The 21428-nt window shown below is 72.1% G+C and carries 21 protein-coding genes; 15 read left to right on the top strand and 6 right to left on the bottom strand.

What is annotated here, in order from left to right:
• Positions 1–25: 25 nt before the first annotated feature.
• The 4 genes from AC1DX8_RS14265 to AC1DX8_RS14250 are packed head-to-tail and all read left to right on the top strand — an operon-like array spanning position 26 to position 2958.
• Entirely contained in the window at positions 26–976 is a 951-nt protein-coding gene (locus AC1DX8_RS14265; protein ID WP_477630591.1) for a proline dehydrogenase family protein, read from the top strand.
• 56 nt (positions 977–1032) lie between these two features.
• Positions 1033–1839, top strand: a complete 807-nt coding sequence (gene proC, locus AC1DX8_RS14260) for a pyrroline-5-carboxylate reductase (RefSeq protein ID WP_477630590.1) — start codon at positions 1033–1035, stop codon at positions 1837–1839.
• On the top strand, positions 1832–2368 hold the full coding sequence (locus AC1DX8_RS14255; protein WP_477630589.1) for a GNAT family N-acetyltransferase: 537 nt from the start codon (positions 1832–1834) through the stop codon (positions 2366–2368). Before proC ends, AC1DX8_RS14255 begins: the two co-directional genes overlap by 8 nt.
• A 53-nt stretch (positions 2369–2421) precedes the next feature.
• The gene (locus tag AC1DX8_RS14250; RefSeq protein ID WP_477630588.1) at positions 2422–2958 is read left to right on the top strand and encodes an N-acetyltransferase family protein; all 537 of its coding nucleotides are present in this window, start codon (positions 2422–2424) and stop codon (positions 2956–2958) included.
• Positions 2959–3076: 118 nt separating this feature from the next.
• On the opposite strand, the gene AC1DX8_RS14245 is transcribed toward AC1DX8_RS14250, so the two are convergent.
• Positions 3077–3760, bottom strand: a complete 684-nt coding sequence (locus AC1DX8_RS14245) for a potassium channel family protein (RefSeq protein WP_477630587.1) — start codon at positions 3758–3760, stop codon at positions 3077–3079.
• Positions 3761–3849: 89 nt separating this feature from the next.
• Here AC1DX8_RS14245 and AC1DX8_RS14240 point away from each other — a divergent pair, with 89 nt between their 5' ends.
• Positions 3850–5046 carry an acetoin utilization protein AcuC gene (locus tag AC1DX8_RS14240; protein WP_477630586.1) on the top strand — a complete coding sequence of 399 codons (1197 nt, stop codon included), beginning with the start codon at positions 3850–3852 and terminating at the stop codon, positions 5044–5046.
• A gap of 195 nt (positions 5047–5241) precedes the next feature.
• Entirely contained in the window at positions 5242–5442 is a 201-nt protein-coding gene (locus AC1DX8_RS14235) for a helix-turn-helix domain-containing protein (protein WP_056915613.1), read from the top strand.
• Positions 5443–5549: 107 nt separating this feature from the next.
• On the opposite strand, the gene AC1DX8_RS14230 is transcribed toward AC1DX8_RS14235, so the two are convergent.
• On the bottom strand, positions 5550–8786 hold the full coding sequence (locus AC1DX8_RS14230; protein WP_477630585.1) for a M36 family metallopeptidase: 3237 nt from the start codon (positions 8784–8786) through the stop codon (positions 5550–5552).
• Between the two features lie 304 nt (positions 8787–9090).
• On the opposite strand from AC1DX8_RS14230, the gene AC1DX8_RS14225 reads away from it, so the two are divergent.
• The 3 genes from AC1DX8_RS14225 (at position 9091) to AC1DX8_RS14215 (ending at position 11801) form a co-directional block, all read left to right on the top strand.
• Positions 9091–9189, top strand: coding sequence for a 30S ribosomal protein bS22 (locus AC1DX8_RS14225; RefSeq protein ID WP_003792170.1), 99 nt, complete (start codon positions 9091–9093; stop codon positions 9187–9189).
• Positions 9190–9312: 123 nt separating this feature from the next.
• Positions 9313–10362 carry an NAD-dependent epimerase/dehydratase family protein gene (locus AC1DX8_RS14220; protein ID WP_477630584.1) on the top strand — a complete coding sequence of 350 codons (1050 nt, stop codon included), beginning with the start codon at positions 9313–9315 and terminating at the stop codon, positions 10360–10362.
• Positions 10362–11801 carry a lysophospholipid acyltransferase family protein gene (locus AC1DX8_RS14215; protein WP_477630583.1) on the top strand — a complete coding sequence of 480 codons (1440 nt, stop codon included), beginning with the start codon at positions 10362–10364 and terminating at the stop codon, positions 11799–11801. Before AC1DX8_RS14220 ends, AC1DX8_RS14215 begins: the two co-directional genes overlap by 1 nt.
• A gap of 104 nt (positions 11802–11905) precedes the next feature.
• Here the strand turns inward: AC1DX8_RS14215 and AC1DX8_RS14210 are convergent, their stop codons facing one another.
• The 4 genes from AC1DX8_RS14210 to AC1DX8_RS14195 form a co-directional block, all read right to left on the bottom strand.
• Complete coding sequence (locus AC1DX8_RS14210) at positions 11906–13069, bottom strand: DUF5667 domain-containing protein (RefSeq protein WP_477630582.1); 1164 nt, start codon at positions 13067–13069, stop codon at positions 11906–11908.
• On the bottom strand, positions 13057–13329 hold the full coding sequence (locus tag AC1DX8_RS14205; RefSeq protein WP_477630581.1) for a hypothetical protein: 273 nt from the start codon (positions 13327–13329) through the stop codon (positions 13057–13059). Before AC1DX8_RS14205 ends, AC1DX8_RS14210 begins: the two co-directional genes overlap by 13 nt.
• The gene (locus AC1DX8_RS14200; protein WP_477630580.1) at positions 13316–14095 is read right to left on the bottom strand and encodes an RNA polymerase sigma factor; all 780 of its coding nucleotides are present in this window, start codon (positions 14093–14095) and stop codon (positions 13316–13318) included. Before AC1DX8_RS14200 ends, AC1DX8_RS14205 begins: the two co-directional genes overlap by 14 nt.
• 129 nt (positions 14096–14224) lie before the next feature.
• A complete protein-coding gene (locus AC1DX8_RS14195) occupies positions 14225–15034 on the bottom strand; it encodes an HAD family hydrolase (protein ID WP_477630579.1) in 810 nt (269 codons plus the stop codon).
• Between the two features lie 168 nt (positions 15035–15202).
• On the opposite strand from AC1DX8_RS14195, the gene AC1DX8_RS14190 reads away from it, so the two are divergent.
• The 6 genes from AC1DX8_RS14190 (at position 15203) to hemB (ending at position 21370) form a co-directional block, all read left to right on the top strand.
• On the top strand, positions 15203–15466 hold the full coding sequence (locus AC1DX8_RS14190; RefSeq protein WP_477630578.1) for a glutaredoxin family protein: 264 nt from the start codon (positions 15203–15205) through the stop codon (positions 15464–15466).
• 133 nt (positions 15467–15599) lie between these two features.
• Positions 15600–16322: a redox-sensing transcriptional repressor Rex gene (locus AC1DX8_RS14185; RefSeq protein WP_477630577.1), complete on the top strand. Its 723-nt coding sequence runs from the start codon at positions 15600–15602 to the stop codon at positions 16320–16322.
• Positions 16319–17629 carry a glutamyl-tRNA reductase gene (locus AC1DX8_RS14180; protein ID WP_477630576.1) on the top strand — a complete coding sequence of 437 codons (1311 nt, stop codon included), beginning with the start codon at positions 16319–16321 and terminating at the stop codon, positions 17627–17629. The genes AC1DX8_RS14185 and AC1DX8_RS14180 overlap by 4 nt, the downstream gene beginning before the upstream one ends.
• Positions 17626–18693 carry a hydroxymethylbilane synthase gene (hemC, locus tag AC1DX8_RS14175; protein ID WP_477630575.1) on the top strand — a complete coding sequence of 356 codons (1068 nt, stop codon included), beginning with the start codon at positions 17626–17628 and terminating at the stop codon, positions 18691–18693. The genes AC1DX8_RS14180 and hemC overlap by 4 nt, the downstream gene beginning before the upstream one ends.
• Positions 18690–20354 carry a bifunctional uroporphyrinogen-III C-methyltransferase/uroporphyrinogen-III synthase gene (locus AC1DX8_RS14170; protein WP_477630574.1) on the top strand — a complete coding sequence of 555 codons (1665 nt, stop codon included), beginning with the start codon at positions 18690–18692 and terminating at the stop codon, positions 20352–20354. Before hemC ends, AC1DX8_RS14170 begins: the two co-directional genes overlap by 4 nt.
• 5 nt (positions 20355–20359) lie before the next feature.
• Entirely contained in the window at positions 20360–21370 is a 1011-nt protein-coding gene (gene hemB, locus AC1DX8_RS14165; protein ID WP_477630573.1) for a porphobilinogen synthase, read from the top strand.
• Positions 21371–21428 lie beyond the last annotated feature (58 nt).

Below are 21428 nucleotides of genomic sequence, written 5' to 3'. Positions count from 1 at the left end.
GCGGCAACCGGTCGGAAGGACAGCCGTGGACGCCAGTGACCTGCTGCGCAACAGCCTGCTCCAGCTCTCCAAGAGTGGTGCTGTGCGACAGACGATCGAGAAGGCGCCGGTGAGCCGCAGCGTGGTCCGGCGGTTCGTCCCCGGGGACCGCACCGAGGACGCGGTGTCGGCGACCGCGGAGCTCAGGGCCACCAACCGGCTCGCGACGATCGACTACCTCGGCGAGGACACCACCGACCTCACGCAGGCGATCCGCACCCGTGACCACTACATCGAGCTGCTCAAGGCCCTGGCCGACGCCGACCTGTCCCAGCACGGGATGGGTGAGGTGAGCCTCAAGCTCTCCGCGCTCGGCCAGTACCTGCCCGGCGACGGCGACAAGATCGCGCTCGAGCACGCCCGCGAGATCTGCCAGGCCGCCGCCAACGCCGGCACGACCGTCACGCTCGACATGGAGGACCACACCACCACCGACGCCACCCTGGAGTCCTTGCGTGAGCTGCGCCAGGACTTCCCGTGGGTGGGCGCGGTGATCCAGTCCTACCTGCGACGCAGCGAGGCGGACTGCCGCGACCTCGCCCACGAGGGCAGCCGGGTGCGGCTCTGCAAGGGCGCCTACAAGGAGCCCGAGTCGGTGGCCTTCCAGAGCAGCTCCGACGTCGACCAGAACTACGTGCGGTGCCTGAAGATCCTGATGGGCGGCCAGGGCTACCCGATGGTCGCCAGCCACGACCCGCGGCTGGTCGAGATCGCCGGTGCCCTCGCCGTGCACCATCGGCGCGACCCCGACAGCTACGAGTTCCAGATGCTCTACGGCATCCGCCCGGAGGAGCAGAAGCGGATCGCCGACCGGGGCAACCAGATGCGGGTCTACATCCCGTACGGCGAGGAGTGGTACGGCTACCTCATGCGCCGCATGGCCGAGCGTCCGGCCAACACGATGTTCTTCCTCCGGGGACTCGCCACCAAGAACTGACCCGCCCCGGCGGATATGGCGCGCACCGGGACCGCCGCGACTGGAAGACTGCCGCCATGGGAACTGTGGCAATACTCGGGGCCGGGGTGATGGGCGAGACGCTGCTGTCAGGGCTGATCCGCTCCGGGCGAAGCGCCGACGAGCTGATCGTGACGGCTCGCCGACCCGACCGTGCCGACGAGCTGGCGCAGCGGTACGGCGTGCGGGCGATGTCGAACATCGACGCGGCCGAGGCCGCCGACACCCTCGTGCTCGTCGTCAAGCCGCAGGACATGGCCGGCCTGGTCGAGGAGATCCGCGGCCACGTGAGCGCGGGCAACCTCGTGGTGAGCCTGGCCGCCGGGATCCCGACCCAGTTCCTCGAGAGCCGGCTGCCCGATGGCGTCGCCGTCGTCCGCGTCATGCCGAACACTCCCGCGCTGGTCGACCAGGGCATGGCCGCGGTCAGCCCCGGGCGCAGCGCCGATGCCGCCCACCTCGAGGAGGCCGCCGAGCTGCTGCGGTCCTGCGGCCGGGTGGTGCAGGTCGCCGAGAAGCACCAGGACGCCGTCACCGCGATCAGTGGCAGCGGCCCGGCCTACATCTTCTACGTCGTCGAGGCGATGATCGAGGCCGGAGTGGTGCTCGGCCTGCCCCGCCCGACCGCCACCGAGCTGGTCGTCCAGACGCTCTTCGGAGCGGCGACCATGATGCGCGAGACGGGCCAGCACCCGACCGTCCTGCGCGAGCAGGTCACGTCGCCGGGCGGGACCACCGCCGCGGCGCTGCGGCAGCTCGACGACCACAAGGTGCGCGCGGCCTTCATCACGGCCATGGAGGCCGCGGCCAACCGCTCGCACGAGCTCGCGTCGGGCAATGACTGAGCGGGCGCCCGAGCTGAGCGTGGTCCCCGTCGACGAGGGCAACTGGACGGCATACCGGGRGGTGCGCCTCGATGCCCTGCGGGGCGCCCCACGGGCGTACTGGACGACCTACGCCGAGGCGGCGGCGCGAAGCGACGACCAGTGGCGTGAGCTGGTCAGTCAGCCACCCGATCGGTCGCGGACCTGGCTCGCCCAGTGGGGCGAGCGGCCGGTGGGGACGGTCGGCGCGTTCCGACTGCCTGACCTGCCGGTCGACGAATGCGTCCTGGTGGGGATGTGGGTCGACCCCGCGGCGCGGGGACTCGGCGTCGGCGAGCTCCTGGTGCGGACGGTGCTCGAGGCCGCGGCCGAGCAGGGGATGCGCCGCGTGGTCCTCGAGGTCGCCCACGAGAACGGGCCGGCCCGGGCGCTGTACGAGCGGCTGGGATTCGAGCCCACCGGACGCACCGGCGCGATGCCCCACGACCCGTCGATCACGGAGTTCGAGATGGAGCTCGTGCTCAGCGAGCGGCCAGTCGGCTCTGGGTGAACACTCAGCAACCCACGTGACAGAAGGGCCCTCGATCGTGCGACAGTGGGGGCATGAGCGACATCACGGTGCGCAGCCTGGGTGAGGACGAGTGGGACCAGTACCGGTCGGTGCGGCTGAGCGCGCTCGAGGACTCACCGGACGCCTTCGTGGCGACCGCCGAGGAGGAACGCGCCTATGACGAGGCCTTCTGGCGCACCCGGATGCGTCGCAGCCAGCGCCTGCTCGCCGAGCAGGAGGGCGCACCGGTCGGGGTCGCCAGCGTGGGACAGGCCCGCCAGGACGGCGAGAAGGACAACGAGAAGGTGGCCGAGCTGTTCGGCCTGTGGGTCGCACCGGCCGCTCGGGGTACCGGGGTCGCCACCCAGCTCGTGCAGGCCGGCGCGGACGCCGCGAGGAAGCAGGGCCGCAGCCACCTCGCCTACTGGGTCGGCGCGGACAACGGCCGGGCGGTCGCCTTCGCGAGCGGGTTCGGGTTCCGTCCCACCGACAGCCGACGACCCATGCGGGTCAGGGGCGACGATGACGACCACGACGAGGTCGCCATGGTGCTCCCGCTCGGCGAGGACCGCGGCACCCCCACTCTGTGACTTTGGCTCGGCTCCTCCCCTGACACCCTCGTTCCTCGGGCGTCAGACGGGGGTGCCGCGACGACTCCGGCTCTGCGGCCCGAGGAACGAGGGCTGCAGGGAGGAGCGGCACCCAGAGTTATGGCCGGGAGGCCAGCCGGTCGAGGAGGTCCGTCGGGCCGCTGACGATGAGGGTGTCGTGAGCGGTCACCTTGGTCTCGGGCACGGCATACGTGAAGTCGCTGTTGGGTGATTTCACGCCCACCACCGTGACGCCGTACTTGCTGCGGATCGCGCTCTGCTTCAACGTGAAACCGATGGCCTCCTGCGGCGGCTTCATCTTCACGATGGCGAACCCGTCGTCGAACTCGATGTAGTCCATCAGCTTGCCGTTGAGGAGGTGGGCGACTCGGCGCCCGCTGTCGACCTCGGGGGAGATGACGTGGTGGACGCCGATCCGGTCCAGGATGCGGGCGTGCTCCGGGGAGAGCGCCTTGGCCCAGATGGTGGGGATGCCGGCGTCCACGAGGTTCATGGCGCAGAGCACCGAGGCCTCGACGGAGGAGCCGATGCCCACGACGGCGATCTGGAAGCTGCGGGCCTTGAGGTTGGCGACCGACTGCGGCAGGGCGGCATCGGCCTGCACGATGCGGCCGACCTTCCCCAGGAACGACTCGGCGAGGTGGGGGTCGCGCTCGACGGCCACCACGTGGTGACCGAGCTTCTGCAGCTCGATCGCGACCGCGCTGCCGAACCGTCCGAGACCGATCACGAGGACGTCGTCCTCGTAGAGCTTCTTCGCCACTGCGGTCCTCCGCGGCATCGGGGATGGTGAGACCTCCCACGCTAGCGCGTCCCTGCAGGTGGGACCGTGCTGTCCGGAATCGTCGGGCTCCGGGTAGCGTCGGGGCCATGCCCTCACAGGTGCGGGTGGTCTGGGACCCAGGCTTCACCGCCTACGACTTCGGGCCGGGTCATCCGATGAACCCGGTCCGCCTCGACCTCACCGCCCGGCTGTGTGAGGCGATGGGGGTCTTCGACCACGCGGGCGTCGAGGTGTTCTCCCCCCCGGTACCGGCGGACGAGGTGCTGACGACGGTCCACACCCCGGACTACGTCGCCGCGGTGCGGGCCGCGTCACTGGACCCGAGCTCCGCCGACCCGGCCTACGGGCTGGGCACCGAAGACGACCCCGGGTTCGCCGGCATGCACGACGCGAGCGCGCGAGTGGTCGAGGGGACCCGCCAGGTGTGCGCCGACGTCTGGGAGGGGCGCACCCAGCACGGCGTGAACTTCTGTGGTGGGTTGCACCACGCGATGGCGGGCAACGCCGCAGGCTTCTGCGTCTACAACGACATCGCCGTCGGCATCCAGTGGCTGCTCGACCACGGTGCCCAGCGGGTGGCCTACGTCGACGTCGACGTCCACCACGGCGACGGGGTGGAGCGCATCTTCTGGGACGACCCCCGGGTCCTCACCATCTCGCTGCACGAGTCCGGGCGGGCGCTGTTCCCGGGCACCGGTTTCGCTGGTGACATCGGTGGGGCACAGGCGCAGGGTGAGGCGGTCAACGTCGCGCTCCCGCCGGGCACGGGTGACTCGGCCTGGTTGCGGGCGCTGCACGCGACCGCCCTTCCGCTGGTGCGGGCGTTCAAGCCGGACGTGCTGGTGACCCAGCACGGCTGTGACACCCATGCCCAGGACCCGCTCGCCCACCTGGCGATGTCGGTGGACGCGCAGCGGGTGGCGGCCGACTCCTTGCACCGGTTGTCGCACGAGGTCTGCGACGGCCGCTGGGTCGCCCTGGGGGGAGGGGGCTACGAGCTGGTGCAGGTGGTGCCCCGGAGCTGGACCCACCTGACCGCCATCGCGGCCCACCAGCCGATCGCCCTGACCGAGCCGGTGCCGCAGGACTGGCTGGACCACGTGCGGCAGGCGTTCGGGCGGGAGGGGCCGCGCCGGATGGGCGACCTCGACCCGGCCGACGGACCGATCTGGCACCAGCCCTGGGACATGGGTTACAACCCCCACGACGAGGTGGATCGAGCCATCATGGCGACCCGTCAGGCGGTCTTCGGACTGCACGGTCTGGACGTCTGGTTCGACTGACGGCCTGACCGGCCAGGAGTGACACGGTTGTGATTCCGACGCCCCTCACGGCGTGTCGACTGGACAACGGGAAAGAAGTTTTTCCATTGGCTTCCCCATGAGTCACATCAGCCCCTACAGTTCCTTCTGCACGCGAGTAGAGGTCCGCCGGAGGGGAAGCCGGCGATGCGCGCGTGTAGAAGATCGAGGTAACACATGTCCAACGAGCGACAGCTCGCCGAGGTGCGGTTCTTGACCGTTGCCGAGGTGGCCTCGATCATGCGCGTGTCGAAGATGACGGTGTACCGCATGGTGCACGCAGGAGAGCTTCCCGCCATCCGCGTGGGGCGGTCCTTCCGGGTTCCGGAGGACGCCGTGCACAAGTACCTGCGTACGTCGTACGTCGACACCGCCTGATTGGTGCTGACCGCACGACGACAGGGTGGGCCGGGACGACAGTCCCGGCCCACCCTGTCCGTTGCGGGCCTCAGCCGCCCGTGTCAGCGGGCTGGCTCAGCGCTGGCTCAGCGGTTGTCGACCGCGGTGACCTGCACCGCGACGTTCGCACCCGTGTAGAGCTGGGTCACGAGGTAGACCGAGCCCGGCGGGATGACCGCCGACTCGTCGGCCGCGGCCGTGGCGACCGAGCCGGTGAGCTGGCACGCGCTGTCGAGGAAGTACAGGTCCAGGTCGTGGCCCACCGTCGCGTCGGCGTCGCTGGTGCCCTTGACCGAGACCGAGTGCAGCCCGTCGGAGAACCCGGAGGGGAACTTCGTCACCCAACCGTCCGCGCCCTGGCTGGCCGGCGGGAAGGTGCACGCGGTGTTCATCTCGGTGCCGGTCACCCCGAACACGTTCTGCAGCCCGGTCGGGTCACCGGCGGCAGGGTTGGGCGCGACGATCGTGCCGGAGTCGGTGTACGCCGGGTCGGGCGTGACCGAGCCGTTGGCCACGGTGGCACCCGCCCCGAAGACCTCGATGTCCGCGACTTGGGCGGAGGTCGTCGTGTCACCCTGCACCGAGTCGATGAAGAACCGCAGGTAGGCCGCCTTGACCGGCTTCGCCAGCGCGAACGTCGCGAAGTTGAGGTCGGGCGCGGTCGGTCGCGGCGCGGCATACGCGAAGCCTCCGGTGCGGGCCGTGGTCCAGCTGACGCCGTCGGTCGAGGTCTGCACGGTGAAGTCCTTGAGCGCCACGAACCGTGAGGCGTTGGTGGCCTTGTACGCGCTGACGCGCAGGCTGCTCACCGTCGCGGGCGCCGCGAGCTTCACGGTCACGCGCTGGTCCGGACCGGCGTTGTATGCCGTGGTGCCGGGCTTCGTGGACCACACCGAGGCGGCGGTGTCGTCGAAGGCGAACTTCGCGGGCGCGCCGTCGTCCTCGCTGGAGACGCTGACGACCTGGGCGCCGGCTGCCGTGGAGGCCAGGTTGGGGGCGAGCTTGATCGTCTTGGCGGTGTTGCGCCCGGCGGTCACGGCGAAGGCGTCGATGGTCTGGACGCCGAACCCCGGTGCCTGGATGGTGAGCGGGTAGGTGCCCGCGAGCGCCTTGATGCTGGCGCCGCCGGACGAGCCGGTGCGGACGAGCGGGGTCACCCGCGCCTCGAAGCGGCCGAGGATCACCTTGGCGTTGCTGATCGGCTGACCCGTGGTCGCGTTGACGAGCGTCAGGGCCACCGTGCCGTTCCTGGCGGCCACCGGGTGGTCGAACGCGGGTGTCGGGTCGGTGTCGTCCCCGGTGTTCGAGTGGGCACTGGCGCCCGCGCCGCGCTTGGCGAAGACCGACCAGATGAGGTCGGTGTTGTCGCCGTGGTAGCGGTCGAGGTCGGCGGAGAGGATGCCGTCACGCGCGTCGAGGAAGCTGGGGTCCGGGGCGGTCAGCGGCATCCCGTCGGTGACCAGGCGGGCAGCCACCTCGGCCCCCTGCGTGGCGCCGTAGCGGGCGACCAGGGCCTTGCGCAGGTCCCACAGGGTCGCGGTCCAGATCTCGCCGTCGGCGTGCACCTCCGGGCCGGTCAGGTCGTAGCCGATGTCGCCGAAGGTCGTGGGGTTCTGGTCGTAGTTCCAGTTGCGGATGCCGCGGGTGGGGTTGCCGGTGACGTAGTCGCCGACGATGGGCTGGGTGAGCAGCCCGGCGTTGAAGCCGTGGTTGAGGGCGTACCAGTCGGACCAGCCCTCACCCATCGAGCCGGCCTGGTGCGAGCCGAGCGCGCTGCCGCCCGCGACGTACCGGGTGGACAGGCCGTGGGTGTACTCGTGCTGGATGACGCTCATGTCGAACGAGCCGTCGCGGTAGGGGCCCTCGAAGGCGTCGTCGATGGGCTCCCACAGGAACATGCCGCTCCACGGCGGGATGCCGTCGTCGAGGGTGAGCATGTAGGCGTTGTCGCGGCCGGTGTAGGTCGGGTTGCCGCCGCTGGCCGCCCCGGCCTGGACGAGCCCGCGGATCGGGTCGCCGCCCATGCCGCCGTTGCTGCCGTTGTCGAGCTGGAAGTTGCCGGCCGTCTCGGTGAACCCGAGGGCGTAGTACTCGTCGTGGATCCGGTTGTGCTGGAAGAACAGGTTGGTCGCGGCCGGGTCGAGGTCCTGGGCGTAGGACGGCGGGACCGTCTGGCCCTTGGTGGCCGCCCACTGGTTCGTGTAGGTGTAGCTGAAGTTGCCGGTCGGGGCGACGGGACGCGGGGCGTTGTCCACGGGTCCGAGGTAGTTGGACCAGTTGGCGTACGTGTCGGCGTTGTTGCCGTAGGTCGTGACCCCGGTGCCCACCAGCCCGGTCGGGTCGACCCAGCCCTGGGGCGACTGCGCCGTCGGGCCGAAGGACTGCTGACGGGGCTGGCCCCCGTGGGCGGCCCCGGGGTAGTTGTCGTAGACGGTGCCCTGCGGGTCGCCCTCGAAGTCGACGACGGACGTCCGGTAGAGGGTGCGCCCCGTGGTGCCGTCGACGACGACCTCCCAGGCCTCCTGCGGGCTCTTGATGAAGTACACCTTGTATGCCGCGACGGGGCCGGCCTTGGTCCCGAAGGTCACCTTCTTCACGTACGACGGTCCACCGAAGGGCCCGCTCGCGTAGGTGGTGTAGCCGGCCTGCGTGCCAGTCGCCGTGGGGGCGTAGGCCACGCCCGGTGCGAGCGCGCCGGCGACCTTCACCAGCGCGGTCGCCTCGCCGAGCAACCACCCGCCGGTGAGGTCCGCCCCGGGCGTGGGGTCACCGGCATACGAGAGGATCCTGCCGTCCTTGGTCACGGCGACGTTGAGGCGCCCGCCGCGGGCGGCGGCGACCCCGCTGGTGGTCTGGACGAAGTCCACGACGTGCGTGTCGGTGGTGGGCAGCGCGTGGTCGCGGACCACGGCGAGCGCGTCGACCTGGGCGGCGCTGAGCCCGAAGGCCGCCGCGTTGGCGCGCAGCCAGCCCCGGGCGACGTCGACGGCCGAGCCGCTGGTCGCCGCGGTGAGGTAGCCGTCAGTGCGCACCGATCGCAGCGTGCCGAACCGCTCGTCCCAGGTGGCGCGGGTGCCGCTGCCGGCCTTGGCGAGCAACGCGGACGCCGCGGTGCGGGCGGCCGTCGTGGGCACGACGGCGTCCTTGACCGCCCGGGTGTCGAGGGTCGTCGTGAGCGCGTCGACGGTGTCGCCGAGGGCGGGGAGCACCGGGGCGGTGGTCAGGGCGGCCGACGCGGTGGACAGGGGGAGCGCGGTGGCGGCTGCGGTCAGCAGGCACACCCCGATTCCCAGTGGTCGGACAGCGGGGTGCTTACGGGACATGGTCGACGTCTCCTGCGCTCTGCGGGCTCTCACCGGCCCGGGTGGCGTGACAACGAGACGTCGGGGCACGGGGTTACTGGCCAGTTCTGGCGGCGTCGCGACGTGGGCGTGACGGATCGCCGCCAGGGGGCGCCGCCCTGCTCACCGCACCCGCCTCCGCAGGACGCTCGGCACCGCCCTTCGGCCCGCTCGCGAGGCAGTGGGTTTGGGTCGCGGGGTCGCAGGCCGCTAGAGTGACGTCCACAGTTCGGCGTGGTGCGTTCGTTGCCCCGTCCGGCAACACGACCACGACCAAGAGGACATCATGGGCTCTGTCATCAAGAAGCGCCGCAAGCGCATGGCGAAGAAGAAGCACCGCAAGCTGCTTCGCAAGACGCGCCACCAGCGTCGCAACAAGAAGTGACCGAAGGCCCCTGCAGCGCGGGGGCCTTTGTTCTGCCCGCAGGCGGGGGCGTTCCTGCCTGCGCGCGGCTGCTGGATGGACGTCCCGCTCACGCCGGTGAGCCCGGTCGGTAGGGTCTGCACTGTGGCTGACGTCGTGCTGGTGACGGGCGTCTCGAGGTATCTCGGGGGGCAGTTCGCCCGCGCCCTGACGGCCGACCCGTCGGTCAAGCGCGTCATCGGGGTCGACGTGATTCCCCCGCCCGGCGACATCGGTCGCGCCGAGTTCGTGCGCGCCGACATCCGGAACCCGATGATCGGCAAGATCATCGCGCAGTCCGAGGTCGACACGGTCGTGCACATGAACGTCATCGCGACCCCGACCCACGCGGGGGGTCGGACCTCCCAGAAGGAGATCAACGTCATCGGCACGATGCAGCTGCTCGCTGCGTGCCAGAAGGCGACCAGCATCAAACGCCTGGTCGTGAAGTCGTCGGCCGCGGTCTACGGGTCCAGCCCGCGCGACCCCGCGATGTTCACCGAGGACATGGGCCCGAAGTCGTTGCCCCGTGCGGGTTTCGGCAAGGACTCGGTCGAGGTGGAGGGTTACGTGCGAGGCTTCTCGCGCCGTCGCCCCGACGTCGAGATCTCCATGCTGCGCTTCGCGAACATCATCGGCCGCGGCATCCGCACGTCCCTGACCGACTACTTCGCGCTCCCGGTCGTGCCCGTTCCCTTCGGCTACGACGCCCGGCTCCAGTTCGTCCACGAGAGCGATGCCATCGCCTCGCTGCTGCTCGCCACGACCGGCCCCAGCAGCGGCATCACCAACATCGCCGGCGACGGGGTGATCACGGTCGGGCAGGCGGCGGGAATGGTCGGTCGACCGATCGTGCCCGTGCCGATGCCCGCTGCCGGGATCTTCGGCAACCTGGTCAAGCGCTCCGGCCTCGCCGACTTCAGCAGCGACCAGATCCAGTTCCTGGCCTACGGCCGCGGCCTGGACACCCGACGGATGCGTGAGGTGCTGGGCTTCGAACCCGCGTACACGACCCGCGCCGCCTTCCAGGACTACGCCCAAGGCGTCGGCTCGGCGATCCCCGGTGTCGGGATGTTCGGCGCGGCCGTCACCGGCGCGGCGGGAAGCGCCGCCAGCGCGATCAGCCACGTGTGGGCTGCAGGGAGGAACGACTGATGGCCTCGACGTCCGGCGCCAAGGCGCCGAAGAAGCCGACGGCGCGCAAGGGTGCCCTCGCGGCAGGCGCCGCCCGCGCCTCGGGGGAGCGGGCCAAGCGACGCAGCACACCGCTCATCGCCGCGGCCGACGCGACCGCGACCCGTTCCGACCCTGCGTCAGCCGCGACCGAGGTCAGCGCTGACGCGGGTCGGTCCGACACCGCGGCTGCGGCGACCGAGGCCGCCGTTCCCGCGACCACGGCGCGCGCCACGACGGCGGGGAGCGGCAAGCACCGTCCACGCCCGGTGGCCAAGGCGGTGCCGACCCGCAATGCGCTGGCCCGGTCGGGGGCGCGCACGAAGCCCGGCAAGGCGATGAAACCGCGGTCCACTGCCGCTGCACCGGAGGCTGCGGCCGGGCCGAAGCCGGCCGCGCGGCATACCCAGGGTCCGAGGGTGCGCGCGCTCAAGGCCGTCAGCGACGACGTCGTGCTCCCCGAGGTCGTCGACGCAGCCTCGGGTGCGGGCTCGCGCAGCGTCGCGCCCGGGGTCGAGGAGCTGCTCACGGCTGGCATCGGGGCCGTGCGGGTGGCGGCRGAGGCTGCCGGCATCTCGCCCGACGACGTCGAGCGCCACATCGCCTCGCTGCTGTCGTTCGTGCGGCGACGGGTGACCGGCGACTACACCGTCGACGAGTTCGGCTTCGACGAGGACTTCACCCGGCACTTCTACCTGCCCGTCCTCCGCCCGCTCTACCGGTCGTGGTTCCGCGTCGAGGTGCGCGGCATCGAGAACATCCCCTCGGAGGGCGGCGGGCTGGTCGTGGCCAACCACTCCGGCACCATCGCGATGGACTCGCTGATGACCCAGGTGGCGGTGCACGACGAGCACCCGGCCCACCGTCACCTGCGCATGCTGGGGGCAGACCTGGTCTTCCAGACCCCGGTGGTCGGGCAGATCGCCCGCAAGTCGGGGTCGACCCTGGCCGCCAACCCCGACGCCGAGCGGCTGCTGTCGAGCGGCGAGCTCTGTGGCGTGTGGCCGGAAGGCTTCAAGGGAGTCGGCAAACCCTTCAGCGAGCGCTACAAGCTGCAGCGCTTCGGGCGCGGGGGCTTCGTGTCGGCTGCGCTGCGCACGGGCGTCCCGATCATCCCGTGCTCGATCGTCGGGGCCGAGGAGATCTACCCGATCATCGGCAACATGAAGACGGTGGCGCGGCTGCTGGGGGCGCCCTACGCGCCGATCACCCCGACCTGGCCCCTGCTCGGTCCGCTCGGCCTGATCCCGTTGCCCAGCAAGTGGATCATCGAGTTCGGGTCACCGGTGGAGACGGCCGACCTCGGCCCGAACGCCGCCGACGACCCGATGCTCGTCTTCGACCTCACCGACCAGGTGCGCGAGACGATCCAGCAGACGTTGTACTCGTTGCTGATGCAGCGTCGTTCCGTCTTCTTCTGACCGGCCTTCCTGTGGACCGTCGGGTCCGTCCGGCCCCTGCGGCCGAGGAGGCGCGTCGGGAGACGGGCCAGCGGACGGCTTGGGGGACGGCCGCCCAGGGACGGTCAGGGGAGGGTCAGCGTCACGCCGGGCAGGGTGACCGGCCCGAGCGTGCTGCTGGGGACGGTCGCGGCCACGCTGCTCGTGCCCACGCTCACGGTGGGGAGCGGCACCGTGCCCGTCGCGGACGGGACGATCGGCACCGACACGCTCAGGGTCGGCAGCCCGACGCTCGCACCGCCGGTGCCCACGGTCGAACCGCCCCCGCCGCCGCCGAGGACCGGGCCGGTGCTGCCCGAGCCGCCCGGCACCGGCACCCCGCCGGGCACGGTCACGGCCGTGTCGGGGACGGTCACGCCGCCGGATGCCGTGGGCGACCCCGAGGGCGCGGTGGTGGCCGAGCCCGGCAGCGATGTCGGCCCGAGCGTCGACGAGAGCGCAGCGCTGCAGTCGCTCCCACACGCTGCGATCCGTCGGGCCGTGCTCTCCTCGGTGTCGCGCAGGAGTGCTTCGAGGGCCGCGAGCTTCGGCAGCGACTCGGCGGGCACCTCGGTGCGCAGCGCCTCGAGCTGGGGCAGGGTGCGGGCGGTGAAGTCGCGCATCGCGATCAGCGCCTGCGGGTTGCCCGTGGTCGCGTAGGCCGTGTCGAGCGCCTGGCTGCCCTTGCGCACGGCGTCGGTCGCAGCCACCAGGGCGGTGTCGATGTCGCCGGCGTCCTTGCTGTCGCGCTCGGCGAGGTCGCGGGCGTCGGAGACGTGGTCCTGGGCCTGCGAGAGGTAGGTCTGGCCGCGTTCGAGGTCGGAGTCGGCCAGTCGCACCGCGACGCCGTCGAGCCAGCTCTTGACGGGGTACAGCGCCTGACCGGGAACGGCGCCCCGGGAGACGGCGCCGACGACCCCACCCACGAGGAGGGCCGAGGCGGCGGCACCGGCCAGCAGCCGAGGCAGGCCACGACCCACGACCACGACCACCGGGGTGGTGCGCGACGCCGCCCGACGGGCGGCGGCCGCCTTGGCGGCGACCGGGCTCGGTGCGGGCATCCGGGCAGCTTCGACCATCAGCCGCTCGCGCAGGGTCGCGACGAACGCGGGATCGGCGGCGGGCACGCTCGAGGTGAGTCCCCCGAGGTGGCGGCTCGTCGCCACGAGCTCGGCGAGCCCCGCGTCGGTGACGCGCTCGCCCTCCAGGGCGCGCTGGAAGCGGTCCGCCGAACGGTTCAGTACTGGCATGCCGGCTTCTCCCTCCCCAGCCCTGCGGCGACGCGTTCGGGATCCGCTGACGTGGTCCACGAGGTGTCGATGATGGTCTCTCGTGCTGAGAACGAGCGACGCCCGCGGAAGTTACGCGTCGACACGTAGCGAAACTCGACGAGCCCGGACCGGGTCTGCGGGCGCTCGGAGGGCCGCACGGCGGAGCGCACGGCGGAGCGCACGGCGGAGGGCGCGGCGGGGCGCAGGGCGGGGGGCACGACCGACTCAGAGCTCGACATCGGCGAGCTCCCGGTGGAGGGCGCGGACGGCGCGCAGCTGGAGCTGCTTGACCGCTCCCTCGGACTTGCCGAGGACCTTGGCCGTCTCGGCGAGGGTGAGCCCCTGGAGGAACCGCAGCACCACGCACTCGGCCTGCTCGGGCTTGAGCCCCTTCACGGCGTCGAGCAGGCGCTCGTTGCGCAGTCGTTCGAGCACCTCGTGGTCGGGGGCGGCCTCCACCCGCGGGTCGGCGTCGAGCATGTCGGCGGTCGAGACCTCCATGCGGAACCGCGCGGACTTGGCGTTGTCGGTGATGAGGTTGCGGGCGATGGTGATGAACCATGCCGCGATGTCGCGGCCCTGCCAGGAGAAGGTGTCCATGCGCCGCAGGGCCCGCAGGAACGTCTCGGAGGTGATGTCCTCGGCGAGCTGCCGCCCACCCACGCGCACGTAGACGTAGCGGAAGACCACGTCGACATAGCGCTCGTAGAGGAGGCCGAACGCCTCGCTGTCACCGCGTTGCGCCAGCTCCACCAGCGCCGAGACGCGCTCGAAGTCCTGGGGCGCCTCGCCGGGCCCGAAGCCCGCCCTGGCCGCCGAGCCGCCCGGGTGCCCCGACCCGCCCCCCGACAGCGTGCCTGCGTCTCCGGCGAGGGTGAGCAGCACCCGGAGGCTGGCGAGGAAGTCCGCGGTCGCCGGTCCCATTCCGTGGTCGCGGGTGCCCGCGTAACCCAGGGCCGGGATGCTCGTTGCCCAGGCCGGACCGCTTCGGGCAGGACGGAGCACCGCGAGTCGGCTCGCGGCGCTGCGACGTGCACGGATCCGGATGGGGGCCTCCTGACCGGGACAGTTTCCCCGATATCTGACTGTTTGTCAGGAGACCTGCACCACAGTGCGAGAGTCCAGGTCCTGGCGCTAGCGGGACCGGCGTCGGGACGCGGCGGCAGCCAGGGCCCCCGCGAGTGCCGTGGCCACGACGGCCTGGGCGCCCACCTTCGCGGCGCGGCGCCCGGTGCGGTAGTCACGGATGGTCCACCCGTTTGCCTTGGCGTGGTCGTGCAGGGCCCCGTCGGGGTTGATGGCGCAGGGGTGCCCGACGAGGGAGAGCATCGGGATGTCGTTGGCCGAGTCCGAGTAGGCCGAGCAGCGGCTGAGGTCGAACCCGCGCTCGCGGGCCAGGGTCTCGATCGCCGCGGCCTTGGCCGCGCCGTGCAGCGGCTCGCCGGCGAGCCTGCCGGTGTAGATGCCGTCGACGGACTCGGCCACGGTGCCCAGCGCGCCGGTGAGCCCGAGGCGGTCGGCGATCACCTGCGCGACCTCCACGGGGGTCGCGGTGACGAGCCAGACCTCCTGGCCCTCGTCGAGGTGCATGCGGGTCAGGGCGCGGGTGCCGGGCCAGATCTTGTCCTGCATGACCTCGTCGAAGATCTCCTCGCCGATCACGCCGATCTCGGCCACCGAGTGCCCGGCGATGAAGCCGAGCGCCTGCTCGCGGATCTTCTCGACGTGCGCGAGGCTCTCGCCCAGGGCCGCGAAGCGCAGCTGCTTCCAGGCCATCGCGCCCACGTCACGGGCGGTGAAGAAGTCGCGGCGATAGAGCCCGAGGGCGAGGTGCCAGATGCTTGCGCCCCGCATCACGGTGTTGTCGACGTCGAAGAAGGCTGCTGCCGTCGGGTCGCGCGGCACGGCGATGGCCTGGTCCAGGTCGCTCGCCCGATCGGTCATGGCGGCCAGCCTAGGACCGTGCCCGGCCGGCTCTGCAGTGCCCCTGAGGGTGGGGCACGGCACAGCGCCTCCATCCGCGCCCTTCCCCCTCCCCCACCTCGCGCCGCGGCCGAGCACAGCGCGCGGGGACGTGTTCGGTGTGCCGCGGACACGGCATACGCTCGGGGGGTGCCTGAAGCCCCCGCTCCCGCCGTGCGCATCACGCTGGTCAGCAAGCCGGGCTGCCACCTGTGCGAGGACGCCCGCGACGTCATCGTCCGGGTGGCCGCCGAGCTCGGCGTGGGCTGGGAGGAGCTCTCGATCGAGGACGACCCGGCCCTGAAGGAGCAGTACTGGGAGCAGATCCCGGTGACCTTCGTCGACGGGCGCCAGCACGACTACTGGCGGGTCGACGAAGCCCGCCTGCGGGCGGCCCTGGCACGCTCGAAGTGACGCGGCTCACGCCCCCGACGAGACGGCTGCTTGTGACTTTGTGCATCCGTTCACAAAAGCGTAATCTGCAGAGGCTCCCGTCCGCCCCAGCCAGGCGCGGACTGCCAGTGATGAGAAGGAGCCGGAAAAGACTGTGTCTGCCGACCCGAGCGCCCGTCGGGGTATTCCCGACGCCACGGTCGCACGGCTACCCGAGTACCTCCGTGCCCTGACCGGCCTGGCGGAACGCGGGATCACGTCGGTGTCCTCCGAGGAGCTGGCCTCCGCGGCAGGGGTGCGCAGCGCGAAGCTCCGCAAGGACCTGTCCCACCTCGGCTCCTACGGCGTACGGGGGGTGGGCTACGAGGTGGACCACCTCGCCTACCAGATCAGCCGTGAGCTCGGCCTGACCCAGGACTGGCCCGTCGCCATCGTCGGCATGGGGAACCTCGGTCACGCGCTCGCGGCCTACAGCGGGTTCGCCACGCGGGGGTTCCGTGTCGTGGCGCTCCTCGACCAGGACGCCGGCCTGCTCGGCCAGGAGATCGCCGGCATCACCGTGCAGCCCATGACCGTCCTCGACGAGCTGGTCGCCGAGCAGGGGCTGGCCATCGGCGTGATCGCCACCCCGGCCGCCTCCGCCCAGGACGTGTGCGACCAGCTCGTGGCCGCCGGGGTCCGCTCCATCCTCAACTTCGCCCCGTGCGTGCTCGTCGTGCCCGACGACGTCGACGTCCGCAAGGTCGACCTCTCCACCGAGCTGCAGATCCTCGCCTTCCACGAGCAGCGCAAGGCGCTCGCGGCCGGTGGCGCGCTCGGCGCCGTCGGGCTCGATGCCGTCGACCCCCAGCCCATCGACAGCGTGGTGGGTCGATGAGCCTGGTGATCCTGGGCCTGTCCCACCACACGGCGCCGCTGCCGCTCCTCGAGGCGATGACCCTCGACGCCGCCGGCCGCCGCGCCTTGTCGGCCAGCCTGACCGGTCGCGAGAACCTCACCGAGGCGATCGTCGTCTCCACGTGCAACCGCACCGAGGTCTACGCCGAGTCGGCGACCTTCCACGGCGCCGTCACCGACATCGCCGACGCGCTCACCGAGGTGACCGGCGTCTCCCGTGACGAGCTGCGGGAGCACCTGTACGTCCACTACGAGGACCGCGCCATCGCCCACGCCTTCACGGTCGCCTGCGGGCTCGACTCGATGGCGGTGGGGGAGGCCCAGATCCTCGGCCAGATGCGCACCGCGCTGCGCGAGTCGCAGAAGTCCGGGCACGCCGGGCCGGCCCTCAACACCCTCTTCCAGCAAGCGCTCCGGGTGGGCAAGCGGGCCCACACCGAGACCGGCATCGACGCCGTCAGCGTCTCGCTGGTCGAGGCCGGGCTGGCCCGGGCCGAGCGCGAGCTGGGCCCCTTGGCCGACCTCCAGGTGCTCGTCGTCGGTGCGGGAGGCATGAGCTCGCTCGCCGCGACCACCGTGGCCCGCCGCGGCGCTGCCGGCCTCACCATCCTCAACCGCACCCTCGCCAAGGCGGCGCGGCTGGCCGAGCGCACCGGCGCCACCGCCCGCCCCCTCCACGACCTGCCCGCCGCCCTCGCGGGCGCCGACGTGGTGATCTCCTGCACCGGGTCGACCGGCGTGGTCGTCGACCTCACGACCGCCGGTGACGCGCAGGTGGCCCGGGCCGGTCGCCCGCAGGCGTACATCGACCTCGCCCTGCCCCACGACGTCGCCCCCGAGGTCGCCTCCCTCAGCGGGGTGACCCTCGCCGGCCTGGGTGCCCTCGGGGAGGAGCTGTCCGGTGGGCAGACCCCGCCGCAGGTGAGCGAGGTGGCCGACCTCGTCATCGGTGAGGTCGCGGCATACCTCACCTCCCGCGCCGCGGAGAGCGTCGCGCCGACGGTCGCAGCCCTGCGCTCGCACGCCGCCGACGTCGTCGCCGGCGAGCTGACCCGCCTCGACCAGCGGCTGCCCGACCTCGACGACGTCGCGCGCGCCGAGGTGCAGCTCGCGGTGCACCGCATCGTCGAGAAGCTGCTGCACACCCCGACCATCCGGGTGAAGGAGCGCGCCGTGGGCGGCCAGGGGGCCGACTACGCCGAGGCCCTGCGCGAGCTGTTCGACCTGCGCCCCGGCGAGGCCGCCACGGCATCCGTCCCGCCGCCCGAGCGGGGAGGTATGCCGTGAACGCCCCTGCCGCCACCCCGCTGAGCCTGCGCCTGGGCACCCGGCGCAGTGCGCTCGCGACCACCCAGTCGACCTGGGTGGCCGACCTGCTTCGCGCTCGGGGTCACGCCGTCGAGCTCGTGGAGATCGTCACCGAGGGCGACACCTCGACCGCCTCGCTGGCGTCCATCGGTGGCACCGGCGTCTTCGCGGCCGCGCTGCGCCGGGCGCTGCTCGCCGGGGAGGTCGACGTCGCCGTGCACTCCCTCAAGGACCTGCCCACGACCCCCGAGCCCGGGCTCGTCGTCGCGGCCGTGCCGGTCCGCGAGGACCCCCGTGACGTCCTGGTCGCCTCCGGCGGACGCACCCTGGGTGAGCTCGGCGAGGGCGCGGTCGTCGGCACCGGCTCCCCACGTCGGGTGGCCCAGCTCGCCGCTCTCGGCCTCGGGCTGTCGTTCAAGGACATCCGCGGCAACGTCGACACCCGCATCGCCCTGGTGAAGGACGGCGCCCTCGACGGTGTCGTGCTCGCGCGGGCCGGGCTGGCCCGCCTCGGACGGCTCGACGACGTGGCCGAGGTCATCGACCCGCTCCAGATGCTCCCAGCGCCGGGTCAGGGTGCCCTCGCGGTCGAGTGCCGCGCCGACGACGTGGCCACCCTGGCGGCGCTGGCAGTGCTCGACGACCCCGACACCCGCGCCTGCGTCACCGCTGAGCGCGCCGTCCTCGCCGCCCTCGAAGCCGGCTGCTCCGCTCCCGTGGGGGCGCTCGCCGAGGTCGTCGAGGGTGAGGACGGCCTCGAGCTGTCGCTGCGGGCGTTCGTCGGCGCTGTCGACGGTTCGTTCGACCTGCGGCGCTCCCTCGTGGGTGGCGCCGACGACGCGGAGGCGCTGGGCCGACGGCTCGCCGTGCTCCTGCTCGAGGACGGCGGCGACCTGCTCTTCCCGCAACCTGAGCACCCCGGAGGGCGCCCAGGTTGCAGGACCCCAGACCCACCCGGGGCGACCGGACCCGATCCGCTCGCCGGCCCCGACAGCAGCACCGACCGCATACCCGAACACGACAGCACGGAGCGTGCACTGTGAGCCCCACGCGCTCGACCACCCCCACCACCGCCACCTCGACCACCACCTCGACGGGCTCGACCGCTCGCCCGAGCCGGCTGCCGGGTCGCGTCGCCTTCGTCGGCGCCGGCCCCGGCGACGCCGGCCTCATGACGGTCCGGTCCCTGGAGTTCCTCGCGGCGGCCGACGTGGTCGTCATCGACCAGGTCGCTCGCGAAGCCGTCGTGAACCGCCACTGCCGTGAGGACGTGGAGGTCATCGATGCCGGTCACGGCGACCACGGGCAGCCGCTGACCCACGCCATGCGGGCCAAGCTGGTCGTCAAGGCCGCGAAGTCCGCCTCGGGCGGGCTGGTCGTCCGTCTCATGGACGGCGACCCGGCCATGTTCAACGGCCTCGCCGAGGAAGCCCTCGCCTGCCAGAAGGCCGGCATCGGGTTCGACATCGTCCCCGGGGTCAGCGCCGTCTCGGCGGTGCCCGCGTATGCCGGCATCCCGCTCACGTCGAGCAGCTCGCCGGCCGTCCACGTGATCTCGGCGAACGACCGGCACGTCGACTGGGCCGCTTCGGTGGCCGAGTCGGTCACCGTCGTGCTCCTGGGCCAGCCCGACGACCTCGGCACTGCCCTCGGCAAGCTCCTCGCTGCCGGTCGGCCCGCGGACAGCCCGGTCGCCCTCACCGAGCGCGGGACCACCATCCGCCAGGCCACCCGGGTCACGACCCTGGGTGGGGTCGCCAAGGTCATGAAGACCCTGGAGTTCCCGGCCCTCGCCGTGGTTGGCTCGACCGTGGCCCTCCGCGAGAACCTCTCCTGGTTCGAGACCAAGCCGCTCTTCGGCTGGAACGTCCTGGTGCCCCGCACCAAGGAGCAGTCCGGCTCCACCATCGCCCGGCTCGAGTCGTTCGGTGCCACCGCCGAGGTCGTCCCGACGATCTCGGTCGAGCCGCCCCGCACGCCCCAGCAGATGGAGCGGGCGGTCAAGGGCCTGGTCACCGGGCGCTACGAGTGGATCGGCTTCACCTCGGTCAACGCCGTGAAGGCGGTGCGGGAGAAGTTCGAGGAGTTCGGTCTCGACGCCCGGGCGTTCGCCGGCCTGAAGATCGCCGCCGTGGGGGGCGTCACCGCGGCCGCCCTGCGCGAGTGGGGCATCGTGCCCGACCTCGTGCCGTCGGGTGAGCAGTCCGCCCACGGGCTGCTCGCGGACTGGCCGCCGTTCGACGAGGTGCTGGACCCGATCAACCGGGTCTTCCTGCCGCGGGCCGACATCGCCACCGACACCCTGGTCGCAGGTCTGCAGGAGATGGGCTGGGAGGTGGACGACGTCACCGCCTACCGCACCGTGCGCGCAGCCCCCCCGGCTGCCCACATCCGCGAGGCCATCAAGGGCGGGCAGTTCGACGCCGCCGTGTTCACGTCCTCCTCGACGGTGCGCAACCTCGTCGGCATCGCCGGCAAGCCGCACCCGTCGACGGTGATCGCGTGCATCGGTCCGGCCACCGCCAAGACGGCCGAGGAGCACGGCCTGCGGGTCGACGTCCTGGCCCCCGAGGCGTCGTCCGACTCGCTGGTCGACGCCCTGGCCGACTACGGCCTGGGCCTCGCTGCGGCTGCGGCCGAGGCCGGGGAGCCGGTGCTGCGCCCGAGCGCCAAGAAGTCCGCGTCGCGCCGTCGGGCCAAGTAGCCCCGGTGGCCGATCAAGCGCAGGCTGACCACTCGCAGCCGGTGGGACCGGTGATCCGGCCCCGCCGGCTGCGGCAGTCCGTGGCGATGCGCAGGCTGGTCGCCGAGACCCGGCTCGACCCGGCCGAGCTGGTGCTGCCGGTGTTCGTCCGCGAGGGCATCGACGAGCCCCAACCGATCTCGGCCATGCCCGGCGTCGTCCAACACACCCTCGAGTCGCTCGTGGCGACCGCCCGTGAGGCGGCTGACGCGGGCCTCGGCGGGATCATGCTCTTCGGCGTACCGGTCGACAAGGACGCCGTCGGCTCCGGCGCCGACGACCCCGACGGCATACTCAATGTCGCCCTGCGGGCGGTCGCCGACGCCGTGGGGAGTCGGATCGTCGTGATGGCCGACCTGTGCCTCGACGAGTTCACCGACCACGGCCACTGCGGGGTCCTCACCGAGGACGGGCGGGTGGACAACGACGCCACGCTCGAGCGGTATGCCGCGATGGGCCTGGCGCAGGCCCGCGCGGGAGCCCACGTGCTGGGGCTCTCGGGGATGATGGACGGCCAGGTGGCCCACGTCCGTGCCGCCCTGGATGCCGAGGGGTTCACCGACACCGTGCTCCTGGCGTATGCCGCGAAGTACACCTCTGGTCTCTACGGTCCGTTCCGCGAGGCAGTGCAGTCCTCGCTCGAGGGAGACCGGGCGACCTACCAGCAGGACCCGGCCAACGCGACCGAGGCGCTGCGCGAGCTCGAGCTCGACATCGCCGAGGGCGCCGACATCGTCATGGTCAAGCCCGCCATGCCCCACCTCGACGTCGTCGCGGCGGCTGCGGCCGTGTCGACGGTCCCGGTGGCGGCCTACCAGATCTCGGGCGAGTACTCGATGATCGAGGCGGCGTCGGCCAACGGCTGGATCGACCGGGAGCGGGCGATGATGGAGTCGCTGCTCAACATCCGTCGGGCCGGCGCGCAGATCATCCTCACCTACTACGCCCTCGAGGCCGCCCGCCTGCTTCGCCCCTGACCTCCCCTGACCTGTCCTGCAACGTGAGCGCCCCCTGGGGCGCTCAGGTTGCAGGAGG

It is taken from the genome of Pedococcus sp. P2_A3, from assembly GCF_056405035.1.
Note: the sequence above shows the minus strand (reverse complement) of the source record. Positions and strands in the feature narration are given on the sequence as shown.